The following is a 14775-nucleotide window of genomic DNA, read 5'->3' on the forward strand; positions in this document are numbered from 1 at the left end:
TTCCGCCCGCCTTGCGCGCAAAGCGTCGAAAATCACTGCAAAATCAACCCCAAACCCGCGCCGGATTGCTCACAAGCCTCCGGCGCGGGGCGCCGATCGGCTATAATTTCCCCTTTTTACGAAGCTATAAAAGATCGACATGGAAGCGGAACGTCTCAACGCGATCGAAGCCTCTCTGGCGGACCTGCGCACGCGCGCGGACTCGCTACGGGGGTATCTTTGACTACGACGACAAGGCATTACGTCTGATCGAAGTCAACCGGGAGCTCGAAGACCCGGACGTCTGGAACGACTCGAAGCACGCCCAGGCCCTCGGCCGGGAAAAAAAACTGCTCGACGACACCGTCGGCAAACTCACGTCACTCGATAACGACTTGCGCGATGCGCAGGACCTGTTCGACATGGCCCGCGAAGAAGACGACGAGGAAACCCTCGTCGCCTGCGAATCAGACGCGCAAGGCATCGAACAACGTGTCGCCGACATGGAATTCCGCCGGATGTTCGCGAATCCGGCCGACCCGAACAACGCTTTCCTCGACATTCAAGCCGGCGCCGGCGGCACCGAAGCGTGCGACTGGGCGTCCATGCTGCTGCGCCAGTACCTGCGCTACTGCGAGCGCAAGGGCTTCAAGACCGAAATACTGGAACAGACCGAAGGCGACGTCGCGGGCATCAAGAACGCCACGATCAAGATCGAAGGCGAATACGCCTACGGCTTTTTGCGCACCGAAACCGGCGTGCACCGCCTCGTGCGCAAGTCGCCGTTCGATTCGTCGGGTGGCCGCCATACGTCGTTCTCGTCGGTGTTCGTGTACCCGGAAATCGACGATTCGATCGAAGTCGACATCAACCCGGCCGATCTGCGCGTCGACACGTACCGCGCGTCCGGCGCGGGCGGTCAGCACATCAACAAGACCGATTCGGCGGTGCGGATTACGCACATGCCATCGGGCATCGTCGTGCAGTGCCAGAACGACCGCTCGCAGCACCGCAACCGCGCCGAAGCCATGGCCATGCTGAAATCGCGCCTGTACGAAGCGGAAATCCGCAAACGCCAGGCCGAGCAGGACAAGCTCGAAGCCGGCAAGACCGATGTGGGCTGGGGTCACCAGATCCGCTCGTATGTGCTGGACAACAGCCGTATCAAGGACCTGCGCACCAACGTCGAAATCAGCAATACCAAGAGCGTGCTCGACGGCGACCTCGATCCGTTCATCAGCGCCAGCCTGAAACAGGGCGTCTAAGCGCAACCGGCGCGGCATGCATCGCATCGCCGCGCCGCCTCTTTTTACCGCCTGAGGTTTTTCACTGACTGGCCACCCGCATGTGGGGCACCCCGATGCGGGCCACCGAATACCAAATCATCATGACCGAACCGACCCAGCCGAATGCGGCCCAGCCTAATGCGGCCCAGCCTAATGTCGTACCCGAGGTGGACGACAACAAGATCATGGCCGAACGCCGCGAAAAGCTGCGCGAACTGCGTGAGCAAGGCGTCGCCTATCCGAACGATTTCCGCCCCACGCATCACGCCGAAGATCTGCAAACGCAGTACGCCGAGACCGACAAGGAAGCACTCGAAGCCAATCCGCTCGAAGTCGCGATCGCCGGCCGCATGATGCTCAAACGCGTGATGGGCAAGGCGAGCTTTGCGACCGTACGCGACGGTTCAGGTCAGATCCAGTTTTTCATTACGCCCGCAGACGTCGGCCAGGAAACGTACGACGCCTTCAAGAAGTGGGACATGGGCGATATCGTCGCGGCGCGCGGCGTGCTGTTCCGCACCAACAAGGGCGAACTCTCGGTGCGTTGCACCGAACTGCGTTTGCTGTCGAAATCGCTGCGCCCGCTGCCGGACAAGTTCCACGGTCTGGCCGATCAGGAAATGAAGTACCGCCAGCGCTACGTCGACCTGATCGTCACGCCGGAAACGCGCAAGACGTTCGTCGCACGCACCAAGGCGATGTCGTCGATCCGCAAGTTCATGGCGGACGCCGACTTCATGGAAGTCGAGACGCCGATGCTGCACCCGATTCCGGGCGGCGCGGCGGCCAAGCCGTTCACCACGCACCACAACGCGCTCGACATGCAAATGTTCCTGCGCATCGCGCCGGAACTGTATCTGAAGCGCCTCGTGGTCGGCGGCTTCGAGCGTGTGTTCGAGATCAACCGTAACTTCCGCAATGAGGGCGTGTCGGTACGCCACAATCCGGAATTCACGATGATCGAGTTTTACGCGGCGTACACCGATTACAAGTGGATCATGGACTTCACCGAGCAACTGATCCGCCAGGCGGCGGTCGATGCGCTCGGCAGCGCGACGATCAGCTACCAGGGTCGTGAACTCGATCTGGCCACGCCCTTCCATCGCCTGACGATCAGCCAGGCGATCCAGAAGTACGCGCCGCAGTACACGGACGCACAACTCGGCGACGACGCATTCCTGCGCACGGAACTGAAGAAGTTCGGCGTCGATGCCTCGCAGCCGCAGTTCCTGAACGCGGGCGTCGGCGCGTTGCAGCTGGCGCTGTTCGAAGAGACCGCTGAATCGCAATTGTGGGAGCCGACTTTCATCATCGACTACCCGATCGAGGTGTCGCCGCTGGCGCGCGCGTCGGACAAGTTCGACGGCATCACCGAGCGTTTCGAACTGTTCATCACGGGCCGTGAAATCGCCAACGGTTTCTCGGAGCTGAACGATCCGGAAGATCAGGCTGCCCGCTTCAAGAAGCAGGTCGACCAGAAAGACGCCGGCGACGAAGAAGCGATGTTCTACGACGCCGACTACATCCGCGCGCTGGAATACGGCATGCCGCCGGCCGGCGGTTGCGGCATCGGCATCGACCGCCTGGTGATGATGCTGACCGACAGCCCGAGCATTCGCGACGTGATTTTGTTCCCGCATCTGCGCCGCGAAGACTGATCGTTGCGTCGCTCGCCTCGACGGCTCGCAAAAAATCGCCCGGCTCGATGCCGGGCGTTTTTTCTTGAGGTGCATGAAAAACTCCGCCGGCTAAAACCTGACAGTTTGTAACCATCGGTAAAAGGCGCGTATCCGCCGCTGGGCTGCGGTTTTCTTAAGCTGCTGCGGACCCGCAAGAAATCAGGCACTCCGCCGCGCTGCGCGCAGCTTTGACGCGAAAGAGCCACGATGATTGCCGGGAAATGGTTACAAATTGAAACCCTCCCGGGATCGATTTGTCCGACACTCAGTCTCAATAACAGTCGACTCTGCTCCAGACGGAGGCCAACATGGATAGTCCAGATACCAAACCCCCGCAACAACGTCGTCTTCACCCGCTCGTCGCTACGGCTGCGGGTGCGGTGATCATCGCCAGTCTTGCCGCGACAGCGGCCGTCACGGGCCTGTTCCCAAAGGCGTCGAGCAGCGGCGCGCAAACGGATCAGACCCAGGCTGCGCAAGTGACCACTCAACCAGGTGTGGTCGATTCGGCGGCGCCGGCCAATCTGTCGGCGCAACAGGCAGCACAGCAACAGGCAGCGCAACAGCAGGCCGAACAGCAGGCTCAGCCGCCGGCCCAACGCGCGCCCGCCCCGGCGGCGCCGCAGCAACAACAGTACGCCCAGCAGCAACAGGCCCAGCCGGCACCGCAGTACGCTCAGCAACAGCCGTCGCAACCGGCCTATTGCTCGACCTGCGGCACGGTCGAAGGCGTCTCGGCGGTACGACAGGAAGGCCATGGCACGGGTATCGGTGCTGTCGGCGGCGCCGTGGCCGGCGGCGTAGTAGGCAACCAGTTCGGTAGCGGCAACGGCCGGACCGCGATGACAGTGCTGGGCGCGCTCGGCGGCGGCCTGGCCGGTAACTCGGTTGAAAAGCACATCCGCAGCACGACTTCCTACTCCGTGCGGGTGCGGATGGAAAACGGCAAGACGCGCTACTTCACCTATCACGAAGCGCCGCCGTTCCAGCAAGGTCAGCGTGTGCGGGTCGAAAACGGCACGCTCGTAGCAGTCTGACCGCTGGCAGCCTGATGATTCTCCAGGCATTAAAAAAGGCGATTCCGATGGAATCGCCTTTTTTTTTGCCGCAGCAGGAGCGCAAGCTCAATCAAACGCGCCCCGCCGCCAGCGGAAAGCTCGGCAATGCGTTCAGTAATCCGCGTCTTCGATCCATGCAGCCTGAATTGCTTCAAGGATCTTCTCGTTCGACCGGTTAGGGTCGTCGTCGAAACCTTCCAGCTCGGTGACCCAACGGTGCAAATCAGTGAAGCGCACCTGCTGCGGATCGATGTCCTGGTGCTTGTCAGTCAGGGCCATCGCGATGTCTTGCGTATCGGTCCACTTCATGGCTGCATCCTCCAGTTAGTGATTTTCCTTCGCGTGATTGATCGAATAGCGCGGGATCTCGACAACCAGATCCTGCCCGGCCGGCACCGTCGCCTGGCACGACAGACGCGAGGCTGGCTCGAGCCCCCACGCCTTGTCCAGCAGATCGTCCTCGTCTTCCTCAGACGGCGTCAAGGCGGCGAAACCCTCACGCACGATCACGTGACAGGTCGTGCACGCGCAGGACTTCTCGCACGCGTGCTCGATTTCGATGCCGTGCTCGAGCAGGCTGTCACAGATGCTCTTGCCGGGCACGGCATCGATCACCGCGCCTTCCGGGCACAGTTCGACGTGAGGCAGCACAACGATTTGAGGCATACATTTTCCGTTTGGGTCTGCGGCACGGCTGCCGCAAACAGGCTCCGTACCATTTTACTGGCGCCGCGCGGACTTTTTAAGTCCGCGCGGCGCGATTCATTGCCGGCTGGCGCGCATGACGCGGCCCCGCCGCGAGATGCTCAGATCTCGTCGAGCTTGCGGCCGGCCAGCGCGCGGCGAATGCCCTTGTTCATGCGGCGGGCGGCGAATTCATCGGTGCCTTCGGCGAGCGTTTTGGTCGCGGCTTCGATCGCGTCGGCGTTGTCGCTTGCCGCGATGTTGCGCAAGGCGGCGAGCAGCGCGTCGAGTTCGGCGCGTTCGCTGTCGTCGAGCAATTCGGCGTCGGCGGCAAGCGCCGCGTCGGTCGCTTCGACGAGACGGCGCGCTTCCACTTGCGCCTCACGCAGCGCGCGCGCGCGCATGTCGACTTCGGCGGTCGAAAAGCTCTCTTCGAGCATTCTGGCGATGTCGTCGTCGGCGAGACCGTAGGAAGGCTTGACCACTACCGACGCTTCCACGCCCGAACCCTGTTCACGCGCGAACACGGACAGCAAGCCGTCCGCGTCGACCTGATACGTGACGCGGATCCGCGCCGCGCCGGCTGCCATCGGCGGGATGCCGCGCAGTTCGAAACGCGCGAGCGAACGGCAATCGCTGACGAGCTCGCGCTCGCCTTGAACGACGTGGATCGCCATCGCAGTCTGGCCGTCCTTGAAGGTCGTGAAATCCTGCGCACGGGCAACCGGAATCGTCGAATTGCGCGGAATGATCTTTTCGGTCAAACCGCCCATCGTTTCGACGCCGAGCGACAGCGGAATCACGTCGAGCAACAGCCAGTCGTCGCCGTCGGCGCCGCGATTGCCCGCCAGCAGATCGGCCTGGATCGCCGCGCCGAGCGCGACGACCTGATCCGGGTCCAGATTGATCAGCGGCGGCTGGCCGAAGAACGACTCGACTGCGCGGCGAATCACCGGCATGCGCGTCGCGCCGCCGACCAGCACCACGCCTTTGATGTCTTTCGTCGCCACTTTGGCGTCGCGCAGCGCTTTCTTCGTGGGGCCAAGCGTGCGTTGAACCAGCGCCTGAGTAATGGCCTCGAAAGTGGCCTCGCCGACAGTCAGATCGATCTGGGTGCCGTTCGACAGCGTCGCCTGCACCTTCGCATTCGGCGCGTCGGACAACGCCTCCTTGGTCACGCGTACGCTGTCGAGCAGCAAGCGGACGTCTTCCGGTGCGAGCGTGTTCGGCGCGATGCCTGCCTGCTCCAGTACGTGGCGATACAGTGCGTGATCGAAATCGTCGCCGCCGAGCGCGGAATCGCCGCCCGCCGCGAGCACTTCGAACACACCCTTGGTGAGCTTCAGAATCGACAGATCGAAGGTGCCGCCGCCGAGGTCGTAGACCGCGTAGAGTCCTTCGGAGCCGTTATCCAGACCGTAGGCGATCGCGGCCGCAGTCGGCTCGTTCAGGAGACGCAGCACGTTCAGGCCGGCCAGGCGCGCGGCATCTTTGGTCGCCTGGCGCTGCGCTTCGTCAAAATATGCGGGCACGGTAATCACTGCGCCGACCAGTTCGTCGCCGAGCGTGTCTTCGGCGCGCTGGCGCAGCGTCGCAAGAATTTCCGCCGAAACTTCGACCGGGCTCTTCACGCCGTCGACAGTACGGATTTGCACCATGCCGGGCGCGTCCACGAAATCGTACGGCGCGTTTTCGGCGCCTTCCACTTCCGCCTTGCCGCGGCCCATGAAGCGCTTGACCGACACGATCGTATTGCGCGGATCGGTCGCGGCTTCAGCCTTGGCCGTGCGGCCGATGCGGCGGCCACCTTTTTCCAGGTAACGCACCACCGACGGCAGCAGCACATGGCCATCTTCGTCGGGCAGCACGTCGGGCACGCCGCTGCGCACGGCGGCGACGAGGGAATTGGTGGTGCCTAGATCGATACCGACCGCCAGACGCCGCTGATGGGGCGCCGGCGCCATGCCGGGTTCGGAGATTTGCAGTAGGGCCATCTGGATCTTCTCGGAGCCGCTTGGCCCCGTCCTGAATTTTTGCGTTGCTGGATGCGTTACTAAATGCGTTGCTACGGCTGCTATGGGTGCCTGTTCATGCGCTGTGCCGGCGCGCGCCAGGCCGCCGCACCGCCGGACCGCTAGCTCTCGAGCCGCTCGATCTGCGTGCCGATTTCCGACGCCACCCGCTCGATGAACATCAACTGCCGCACTGCCTCGCCCGCTGCCTGATCCGCGCCGCTGTCGAGCAGCGCGCCGAGCTTGTCGAAACGCATGCGTTCTTCGTCGCGCAGTTCGGTCAGCAAGGCGTCGAGCGCGCCGACGTTCTTCGCCGCGGCGGCGTCTTCAATGCCTTCGCGCCACTCCATCTGCTGCATCAGGAACGCCGGCTCCATCGCCGTATTGTTATGCGTATCGACGTCGATACCGCGCAAGTGCAGCAGATAGGTCGCGCGCTTCAACGGATCGCGCAGCGTCTGATACGCCTCGTTGGTGCGCGTCGCCCATTGCATCGCGATGCGCTTTTGCGCGTCGCCGGCCGCCGCGAAGCGGTCCGGATGCACCTGGGCCTGCACCGTGCGGTAGGCATGATCGAGTGCCGCTGCGTCGAGCGCAAATCGCGCCGGCAGATCGAACAGGTCGAAGTGGCTGTCGTTCAGCGAGACCATCGGATAAAAGGAGTCCATTCTGGAAAGCGCACCGGGGTGCAAGCTAAAAACGCGAATCGAAAGCGCCGCGAAGGTTCAGCAGCAAAGGTCGGCCGAAAAGCAGCAAGCCGATGCGCGGATGAAACTAAAAAGGCGGCCCGCGCCGCCTTTGATCCGCCGCACGCGGAATGAGCCGATTTACACGCGGAACGATTCGCCGCAACCGCACTCGTCCTTCACGTTCGGGTTGTTGAACTTGAAGCCTTCATTCAACCCTTCGCGTGCGAAGTCGAGTTCGGTGCCGTCGATATAGGCGAGGCTCTTCGGGTCGACAATGATCTTCACGCCGTTGCAGTCGAACACTTCGTCTTCGGGCGCGAGTTCATCCACGTACTCGAGCTTGTAGGCCAAACCCGAGCAACCCGTGGTGCGCACGCCTACGCGCAGCCCGACACCCTTGCCGCGGCGAGTCAGATACTTCTGGACGTGCTGTGCTGCCTTTTCGGTCAACGTAATTGCCATAGCGTTTCTCATTGCGCCGCGCGCGTTCGGCATTCCTATGCCTACTGACACGCTGCTACCCTGCCTGCATCAAATATCGCTCATGCCGGACGTGCGCTTCTACTCGCACCGCCTGCTTCGAGTCACTCAAATGAGCGCACTCAACCACGCGCTCGACTGCCGCTTACGCGTGTTGCGTGTCGCCTTCGACGACCGCTTCACCGTGACGTTGCTTGTAATCGGCGACCGCTGCCTTGATCGCGTCTTCCGCGAGGATCGAGCAGTGGATCTTCACCGGCGGCAGCGCCAGTTCTTCGGCGATCTGCGTGTTCTTGATCGACATTGCCTGATCGAGCGTCTTGCCCTTCACCCATTCGGTGACGAGCGAGCTCGACGCGATCGCCGAACCGCAGCCATACGTCTTGAACTTTGCGTCCTCAATGATGCCGTCCGCGCCCACGCGGATCTGCAGCTTCATCACATCGCCGCATGCCGGTGCGCCGACCATGCCAGTGCCGACTGCATCGTCGTCCTTCGAGAAGGAACCGACGTTGCGCGGGTTTTCGTAGTGGTCCAGAACCTTTGCGCTGTAAGACATGATTAACTCCTAGTTTCGTTTCAACCTGCGTTCTATACGTTACGCGACGCTAAGTGGCGCGTCAGTGCGCGGCCCACTGGATCGTCGAAATGTCGATCCCGTCCTTGTGCATTTCCCAAAGCGGCGACAGATCGCGCAGCTTCGAAATTTTGGTCTTCAGCAGGTTGATCACGTAATCGACGTCCTGCTCGGTCGTAAAACGGCCGACTGTAAAGCGAATCGAGCTGTGCGCCAGTTCGTCGTTACGGCCCAGTGCGCGCAACACGTACGACGGCTCCAGCGAAGCCGACGTGCATGCCGAACCCGACGACACCGCCACATCCTTCACAGCCATGATCAGCGACTCGCCTTCGACGAAGTTGAAGCTGATGTTCAGGTTGTGCGGCACACGCTGTTCCATGTCGCCGTTCACATACACTTCTTCAATGTCCGACAGGCCGCGCAGCAGACGGTCACGCAACATGCGGATGCGTTCGTTTTCGGTCGCCATTTCTTCGCGAGCGATACGGAACGCCTCGCCCATACCGACGATCTGGTGCGTAGGCAGCGTGCCCGAACGCATGCCGCGCTCGTGACCGCCGCCGTGCATCTGCGCTTCGATACGGATACGCGGCTTGCGGCGCACGTACAGCGCGCCGATGCCTTTCGGGCCATAGGTCTTGTGCGCCGAGAACGACATCAGGTCGACCTTCAGCTTTTGCAGATCGATCTCGACCTTGCCGGTGGCTTGCGCCGCGTCGACGTGGAAAATGATGCCCTTTTCACGGGTGATCTCGCCGATCGCCTCGATGTCCTGGACCACGCCGATCTCGTTGTTCACCGACATGACCGAGACCAGAATCGTATCCGGGCGCAGCGCGGCCTTGAACTTCTCGAGGTCGATCAGACCGTCGTCCTTCACGTCCAGATACGTGACGTCAAAGCCTTCGCGTTCGAGTTCGCGGCAGGTATCGAGCACAGCCTTGTGCTCGGTTTTCACCGTGATGACGTGCTTGCCACGGCTCTTATAGAAGTGCGCGGCGCCCTTGATCGCGAGGTTGTCCGATTCCGTTGCACCTGACGTCCAGATGATTTCGCGCGGGTCGGCATTCACCAGCGCAGCGACGTTTTCGCGCGCCTCTTCGACCGCACGCTCCGCGTCCCAGCCATACGCGTGGCTACGCGATGCGGGGTTGCCGAACTGCTCGCGCAAGTACGGAATCATTTTGTCCACCACGCGCGGATCGACCGGGGTCGTCGCGCTGTAGTCCATGTAAATGGGCAGGTGGAGAGTGTCGTTGTTCATCAATTGCTCCGGGGACGTCATTACTCTGGCTTCTGGGTTCCTGATCAGGCTGCGGTGCGTTCAGATTGCCGCGCCTAGGAACCGGCCATGTTGAAAACAGAATTAGGACCTTTCGGCACGACGCGGGCGGGTTCGACCGCCGGCGCCTCGCTGCGCCGGTCACGCAAGACCGCCGGCGCACCTTCGCGCGAACGCTGCTGATCGACCAGATCTTTCAGGGAGACCGAATCCAGGTACTCGACCATTTTCTGGTTCAGCGTCGACCACAATTCGTGCGTCATGCAGTGGCCGTCGTGCTGCTTGGTGCCCTCGCACGAGCCCTTGCCGCCGCACTGGGTGGCGTCGAGCGGCTCGTCGACAGCGATGATGATGTCGGCGACGGTCACGTCTTCAGCGCGGCGGGCCAGATTGTAGCCGCCGCCCGGTCCGCGCACGGACTCGACGATTTCGTGACGACGCAGCTTGCCAAACAGCTGCTCGAGATAAGACAGGGAAATATGCTGGCGCTGGCTGATACCCGCAAGCGTCACCGGGCCCTGCTCCTGGCGCAGTGCCAGGTCAATCATCGCCGTGACGGCGAAACGGCCTTTCGTGGTGAGTCTCATATGGTGTGGGAACCGCAATTCTCGACAAGTTTGGTCAAGTATAAATACATGAGTGAATTAGTCAAGTATCCCTATCGCGATTTGGGTCATTTGCTTAATTACTGGATAAGGCGGTCGACGAAAAACGTTCGCCGATGACCACCCGACTTACGCAAGCAGTTGGGGGCGCAACACTGCGATCAGCCCGTGGCAGGCCGCTTCGCATTGATCCAGCACTTGCTCGAACCCTTCTGCGCCGCCGAAATAGGGGTCGGCGACTTCGCGAGCGCCACCCCAGCGGCCATCCGCCTCAGGGACGAACTCCATTAGCATGCGGATTTTGTCACGCTGCTCCGCCGGACAAGCCTGGCGCAGTGCGGCGACGTTTTTGTCGTCCATCGCGATCAGCAGGTCGAAGCGCTCGAAGTCGGCCGCCGCGATCTGACGTCCACGCAAGGCGGCAAGCTCATACCCTCGCCGGCTGGCCGCACGTTGCGCGCGCTCGTCAGGCGGCTGGCCGATGTGCCAGTCTCCCGTGCCCGCGGAATCGACCAGAATGAGTTCCGCAAGCTTCGCCTCGCCGACCAGTCGGCGCATCACGCCTTCCGCGGTCGGCGAACGGCAAATGTTCCCCAGGCAGACGAAGCAGACGGACACGGTTTTCATCAGAGGCTTTCGGACGCTAAACGCCCGCGGATGGACAGTTAGGCAACGGTGCCGCGATTATACAAAGCTGCACCAAATCACGCCGGAGGCTGGGCACGTTCTGCCGGCGTCCGAATTCGGCCATGGACGCCGCGCCGCGCCGGCGAGGGCCAGGTTCGGTCACAGACGCCGCCGCGCTCCAACCCACTGCCGGTTCGGCAGCGACCGAGGCGATGGCATCCCGACGCACCGTCCAACCCCGCCGCGTTCAGGATGCTTCCGCCAGCGGCATTACCGTCACGGCGCGCATCGGTTTGGCCGGCAACTTCGCCGCATTGTCGACCATGCCGTACGAGACGGCGCGCGCCAGTTCCGCCGTCAATCGATCAGCAGCGAGCGGGGCTTGCGAGGCACGCGAAGCAGCGTCGCCGCAAATGTGCAAATAGCCTGCCGCAGCAAGGGGCACAACGATAGCGAGGGGCCAGTACACCGATATTGTCTTTTTCATGATGTTGTTTCTTCCGATTAGGGGCTCGTGAACTCGTGATCCACTATGCCCAGTCGAAATGCTATAGGAATCCACAATCGGCAAAAACCCACGGGCGCGAGATACAGCGTTGCACTGAATGGAACAGTGCATCGACGGGTTTGCCGCGCACGACGTTGGCCTGCGTCGTGGCATGAAAAAGAAATCCTTACAAACACATACAAAACGGGCGCGACAGTTGGCGATAATGGCTGTCTTACAGACACGAAATCTTCGCACTGATCCTCCAAATGAAACGTATTGCTCCACTTGCCGGCCTGACGCTCGCTGTTGCCTTGCTAGGCGGCTGCGCGGTCTATCCGGACGGCACGCCGATGGTCGGCAACGGCTATGGCGACGGTTACAGCGGCTATGACGGGTACGACGGCTATGCCACCGGCGTGCCGGTCGTGCCGCAAACCAACGTCTATATGGGCTACAGCAATTATCCGGGCCCGGGTTACTACGACGGGCCGGGCCGCTATTACGGGCCGGGGCCGGGTTATCGGGGCTACCCGGGTTACCCGGATCGCGGACGGCCGAATAATGGCAACGATGGAAACAACGGAAACCGCGGAGATAACGGCGGCTGGCGTGGTCAGCCGAACGGCGGCGGCCCGCACGGAGGACCGCCGCCTCAAGGCGCAGTTGGCGGGCCGAGGGGACCGAGTGGGTCCAATGCGCCACGACCGGGGGCAGGCAGCCCGCCGCCCCCGCCGCCACAGCAAGCGGGCAACGGCGGTGGACGCGGCAATGGAGGCAATGCGCCGGCCAGAGGCACTTACAGCCGCCAGCCAGGGATAACAGATCATTGATCGGGTAAGGAAGGGGACAGGCGTAGGCGCCGTCTCGCGCCACCTTCCAGCAGCCGTGCAAATAGAACGACAGCGCCGCTCGCTCAGCCAATATGGCTGCGTTGCGCGGCGTACAGTTCTCTGAACGTACGGCCAACCGGAGCCGGCATATCGCGCGTATTGGTCCAGCCCGCGCCGCCTAGCGGCAGCCTCGCAATAGAACGATTTCGCCCGCCCATTCGCTCCAGCACGCGAACCGCCAGCTTGGTGAGGAGCGCATAAACATCCGGGTGCAGCGCGAGGAAACCCCACACCGCGAGCCCCATTCGTTCGCGCCACGGCCGCAGGTGCCGTTCGACCTGCTTTTCGCGCAGCTTGCGCAGCAGATCGGACAAGGGAATGCCCACCGGACATACGCTGTTGCACTCGCCGCACAAAGTCGCCGCCTGAGGCAGATCCAGCGCTTTGTCGATCCCAACGTAGCTCGGCGTCAGCACCGATCCCATCGGACCCGGATAAACCCAGCCGTAGGCATGACCACCCACCTTCTGATACACCGGGCAATGATTCATGCAAGCGCCGCAACGGATACAGCGCAGCATTTCCTGAAAGTCACCGCCGATCAGCCCCGTGCGCCCACCGTCGACCAGCACCACATACATATGCTCGGGTCCGTCCTGATCGCCCGTGCCGCGCGGCCCGGTCAGCACGGAGAAATAGTTCGAGGTCGCCTGGCCGGTGGCCGAGCGAGGCAAAAGACGCATCGCCGTCGCCAGATCTTCCAGCGTAGGCAACACTTTCTCGATGCCGGTCACAGCTACGTGCACGCGTGGCATCACCGTGCACATGCCCTCGTTACCCTCGTTCGTGACAAGCACAACCGAACCCGTCTCCGCCACCACGAAGTTGCCGCCGGTCACCCCCATGTCCGCGGTCATGAAGTGCGGGCGCAGCATCTCGCGCGCTTCGCGGGTCATGTCGGCGATTTCGGTCAGACGCGGCCGGCCATGCGTTTTCGCGAAGAGGTCGGCGATCTCGTCCTTATCTTTATGGACGACCGGCGCGATGATGTGGCTGGGCGGCTCGTTGTCGTTGATCTGCAGAATGTATTCGCCCAGATCGGTTTCGATCGATTGCACGCCCATCTGCCCGAGCACCTCGTTCAGACGCATTTCCTCGGTGACCATCGACTTGGTCTTGATCACCTTCTTCACCTCGTGCCGGCGCGCGATATCGCCGACGAGGCGCGCGGCCTCCTGCGTCGTCTCGGCGAACAGGACCGTGACGCCGCGCCGGCTCGCTTCACGTTCGAAGGTCTCGAGCCAGACGTCGAGATTGTCCAGCGCCCGATTGCGGCGCTCCTTCAGCGCGGCCCGGGTGGCGGGAAAATCGATCGCGGTCATGGCCGCGGCACGGGCCGACACGAACTTGGTCGACAGCTTGGTGAGGTTCTGTTGCAGACGCTGGTCGGCGAGTTTCTGGCCCGCGCGGGCCTTGAAATGCATCGATTGGACTTGCATGGCGGCCTTGGGCGTATTCGAGAGAAATGGGCGAGCGAAATGCGCAGTTGAAATGTGCAAGCGAAATGCAAGCGAAATGCGAGCGAAGCGTACGGGTGAAGCGCGCGAATGGAGTGCGCCGACTCAAGCACGCCGGTTTTGGGCGCTGCAGCGACTTTATTAAGCGTCGCCGGCCAGCACCTGGGCGATGTGCAGCACGCGTGTGGTGGTATCGCCAGTGCGCCGCAAGCGGCCTTCGATATTGAGCATGCAGCCGAGGTCGCCAAGCACCACCGTGCCGGCGCCGCTCGCGCCGATATTCGCGCATTTCTCGTCGACGATCGCCGTCGAGATGTCGCCGTACTTGATCGCGAAGGTGCCGCCAAAGCCGCAGCAGTGCTCGCAATCCTTCATTTCTGTCACCGCCACACCGACCTGCGCCAGCAAGGCGCGCGGCTGCGCCTTGACGCCGAGTTCGCGCAGCCCCGAACAGGAATCGTGATAAGTCACCTGGCCCGCGAACTCACCTGGCTGCAATTGCACCTTGGCCACATTGACGAGGAAATCGGTCAGTTCGAACACTTTGGCCCGCAGCCGGCCAAAGCGGTTCATCAGTTCCGGATCGTCCGCAAACAGGTCGCCGTAATGCGCACGGATCATGCCGCCGCAGGAACCGGACGGCACCACGACGTAGTCGAACTGTTCGAACTCGCGCAAGGTTTTCTCGGCCAGGTCGCGCGCGATGCGCCGCTCGCCCGAGTTGTACGCGGGTTGCCCGCAACAGGTTTGCGCGGGCGGCACCACGACCTCGAAACCGGCGCCTTCGATCAGCTTGATAACCGAAAAACCGATCTCCGGACGCATCAGATCGATCAGGCAGGTAACGAACAATCCGACTCGCATGAGCCCTCCTTCGGGAAAACGTGCCTGATTATCCGCTGTTTGCGGCACAATACCAACGGCCAGAAGGCATAGGACGAACGCCACGTAAAATTGGAATAGCGCATCCAAGCGCT

Annotated in this window: 16 protein-coding genes; 4 read left to right on the plus strand and 12 right to left on the minus strand. The window is 62.2% G+C overall.

Annotated elements, in window-relative coordinates; all coding sequences use genetic code 11:
• The first annotated feature begins 139 nt into the window (after positions 1 to 139).
• The 3 genes from prfB (at position 140) to P3T22_RS20735 (ending at position 3981) form a co-directional block, all read left to right on the plus strand.
• Positions 140 to 1244 (plus strand): peptide chain release factor 2 gene (prfB, locus tag P3T22_RS20725; protein WP_148662171.1). Its coding sequence is split into 2 segments (ribosomal slippage): positions 140 to 220 and positions 222 to 1244, totalling 1104 coding nucleotides; the frame shifts between segments, so codons are not numbered across the junction.
• Positions 1245 to 1366: 122 nt separating this feature from the next.
• Positions 1367 to 2923: a lysine--tRNA ligase gene (gene lysS / locus P3T22_RS20730; RefSeq protein WP_429325964.1), complete on the plus strand. Its 1557-nt coding sequence runs from the start codon at positions 1367 to 1369 to the stop codon at positions 2921 to 2923.
• Between the two features lie 329 nt (positions 2924 to 3252).
• Positions 3253 to 3981 (plus strand): glycine zipper 2TM domain-containing protein, encoded by a 729-nt coding sequence (locus tag P3T22_RS20735; RefSeq protein ID WP_429325965.1) that lies wholly within the window; start codon positions 3253 to 3255, stop codon positions 3979 to 3981.
• Positions 3982 to 4113: 132 nt separating this feature from the next.
• Here P3T22_RS20735 and iscX read toward each other — a convergent pair whose 3' ends face one another.
• The 10 genes from iscX to P3T22_RS20785 all read right to left on the minus strand — a co-directional run bounded on the left by iscX (position 4114) and on the right by P3T22_RS20785 (position 11448).
• The gene (gene iscX, locus P3T22_RS20740; protein ID WP_007181290.1) at positions 4114 to 4311 is read right to left on the minus strand and encodes a Fe-S cluster assembly protein IscX; all 198 of its coding nucleotides are present in this window, start codon (positions 4309 to 4311) and stop codon (positions 4114 to 4116) included.
• 15 nt (positions 4312 to 4326) lie between these two features.
• Positions 4327 to 4668, minus strand: a complete 342-nt coding sequence (fdx, locus tag P3T22_RS20745) for an ISC system 2Fe-2S type ferredoxin (RefSeq protein WP_063496630.1) — start codon at positions 4666 to 4668, stop codon at positions 4327 to 4329.
• Positions 4669 to 4808: 140 nt separating this feature from the next.
• Positions 4809 to 6680: a Fe-S protein assembly chaperone HscA gene (gene hscA / locus P3T22_RS20750; RefSeq protein WP_429325966.1), complete on the minus strand. Its 1872-nt coding sequence runs from the start codon at positions 6678 to 6680 to the stop codon at positions 4809 to 4811.
• 140 nt (positions 6681 to 6820) lie between these two features.
• Positions 6821 to 7348, minus strand: coding sequence for a Fe-S protein assembly co-chaperone HscB (hscB, locus tag P3T22_RS20755; RefSeq protein WP_429326004.1), 528 nt, complete (start codon positions 7346 to 7348; stop codon positions 6821 to 6823).
• A 177-nt stretch (positions 7349 to 7525) separates the two neighbouring features.
• Positions 7526 to 7849 (minus strand): iron-sulfur cluster assembly protein IscA, encoded by a 324-nt coding sequence (gene iscA, locus P3T22_RS20760; RefSeq protein WP_028199494.1) that lies wholly within the window; start codon positions 7847 to 7849, stop codon positions 7526 to 7528.
• 163 nt (positions 7850 to 8012) lie between these two features.
• A complete protein-coding gene (gene iscU / locus P3T22_RS20765; protein WP_429325967.1) occupies positions 8013 to 8426 on the minus strand; it encodes a Fe-S cluster assembly scaffold IscU in 414 nt (137 codons plus the stop codon).
• Between the two features lie 61 nt (positions 8427 to 8487).
• Entirely contained in the window at positions 8488 to 9711 is a 1224-nt protein-coding gene (locus P3T22_RS20770; protein WP_063496633.1) for an IscS subfamily cysteine desulfurase, read from the minus strand.
• Positions 9712 to 9785: 74 nt separating this feature from the next.
• Positions 9786 to 10316, minus strand: a complete 531-nt coding sequence (gene iscR / locus P3T22_RS20775) for a Fe-S cluster assembly transcriptional regulator IscR (protein WP_063496634.1) — start codon at positions 10314 to 10316, stop codon at positions 9786 to 9788.
• A gap of 147 nt (positions 10317 to 10463) precedes the next feature.
• Positions 10464 to 10961, minus strand: a complete 498-nt coding sequence (locus P3T22_RS20780; protein ID WP_429325968.1) for a low molecular weight protein-tyrosine-phosphatase — start codon at positions 10959 to 10961, stop codon at positions 10464 to 10466.
• Positions 10962 to 11208: 247 nt separating this feature from the next.
• Positions 11209 to 11448: a hypothetical protein gene (locus P3T22_RS20785; RefSeq protein ID WP_063496636.1), complete on the minus strand. Its 240-nt coding sequence runs from the start codon at positions 11446 to 11448 to the stop codon at positions 11209 to 11211.
• Positions 11449 to 11717: 269 nt separating this feature from the next.
• On the opposite strand from P3T22_RS20785, the gene P3T22_RS20790 reads away from it, so the two are divergent.
• Positions 11718 to 12281 carry a hypothetical protein gene (locus P3T22_RS20790; RefSeq protein ID WP_429325969.1) on the plus strand — a complete coding sequence of 188 codons (564 nt, stop codon included), beginning with the start codon at positions 11718 to 11720 and terminating at the stop codon, positions 12279 to 12281.
• An 83-nt stretch (positions 12282 to 12364) separates the two neighbouring features.
• Here P3T22_RS20790 and P3T22_RS20795 read toward each other — a convergent pair whose 3' ends face one another.
• Together P3T22_RS20795 and P3T22_RS20800 are read right to left on the minus strand one after the other, a co-directional pair.
• Positions 12365 to 13780, minus strand: a complete 1416-nt coding sequence (locus tag P3T22_RS20795; RefSeq protein ID WP_429325970.1) for a lactate utilization protein B — start codon at positions 13778 to 13780, stop codon at positions 12365 to 12367.
• A gap of 159 nt (positions 13781 to 13939) precedes the next feature.
• Positions 13940 to 14662 (minus strand): (Fe-S)-binding protein, encoded by a 723-nt coding sequence (locus tag P3T22_RS20800; protein ID WP_063496639.1) that lies wholly within the window; start codon positions 14660 to 14662, stop codon positions 13940 to 13942.
• Positions 14663 to 14775 lie beyond the last annotated feature (113 nt).

The organism is Paraburkholderia sp. GAS348 (assembly GCF_050434205.1).
Classification (GTDB): Bacteria; Pseudomonadota; Gammaproteobacteria; order Burkholderiales; family Burkholderiaceae; genus Paraburkholderia.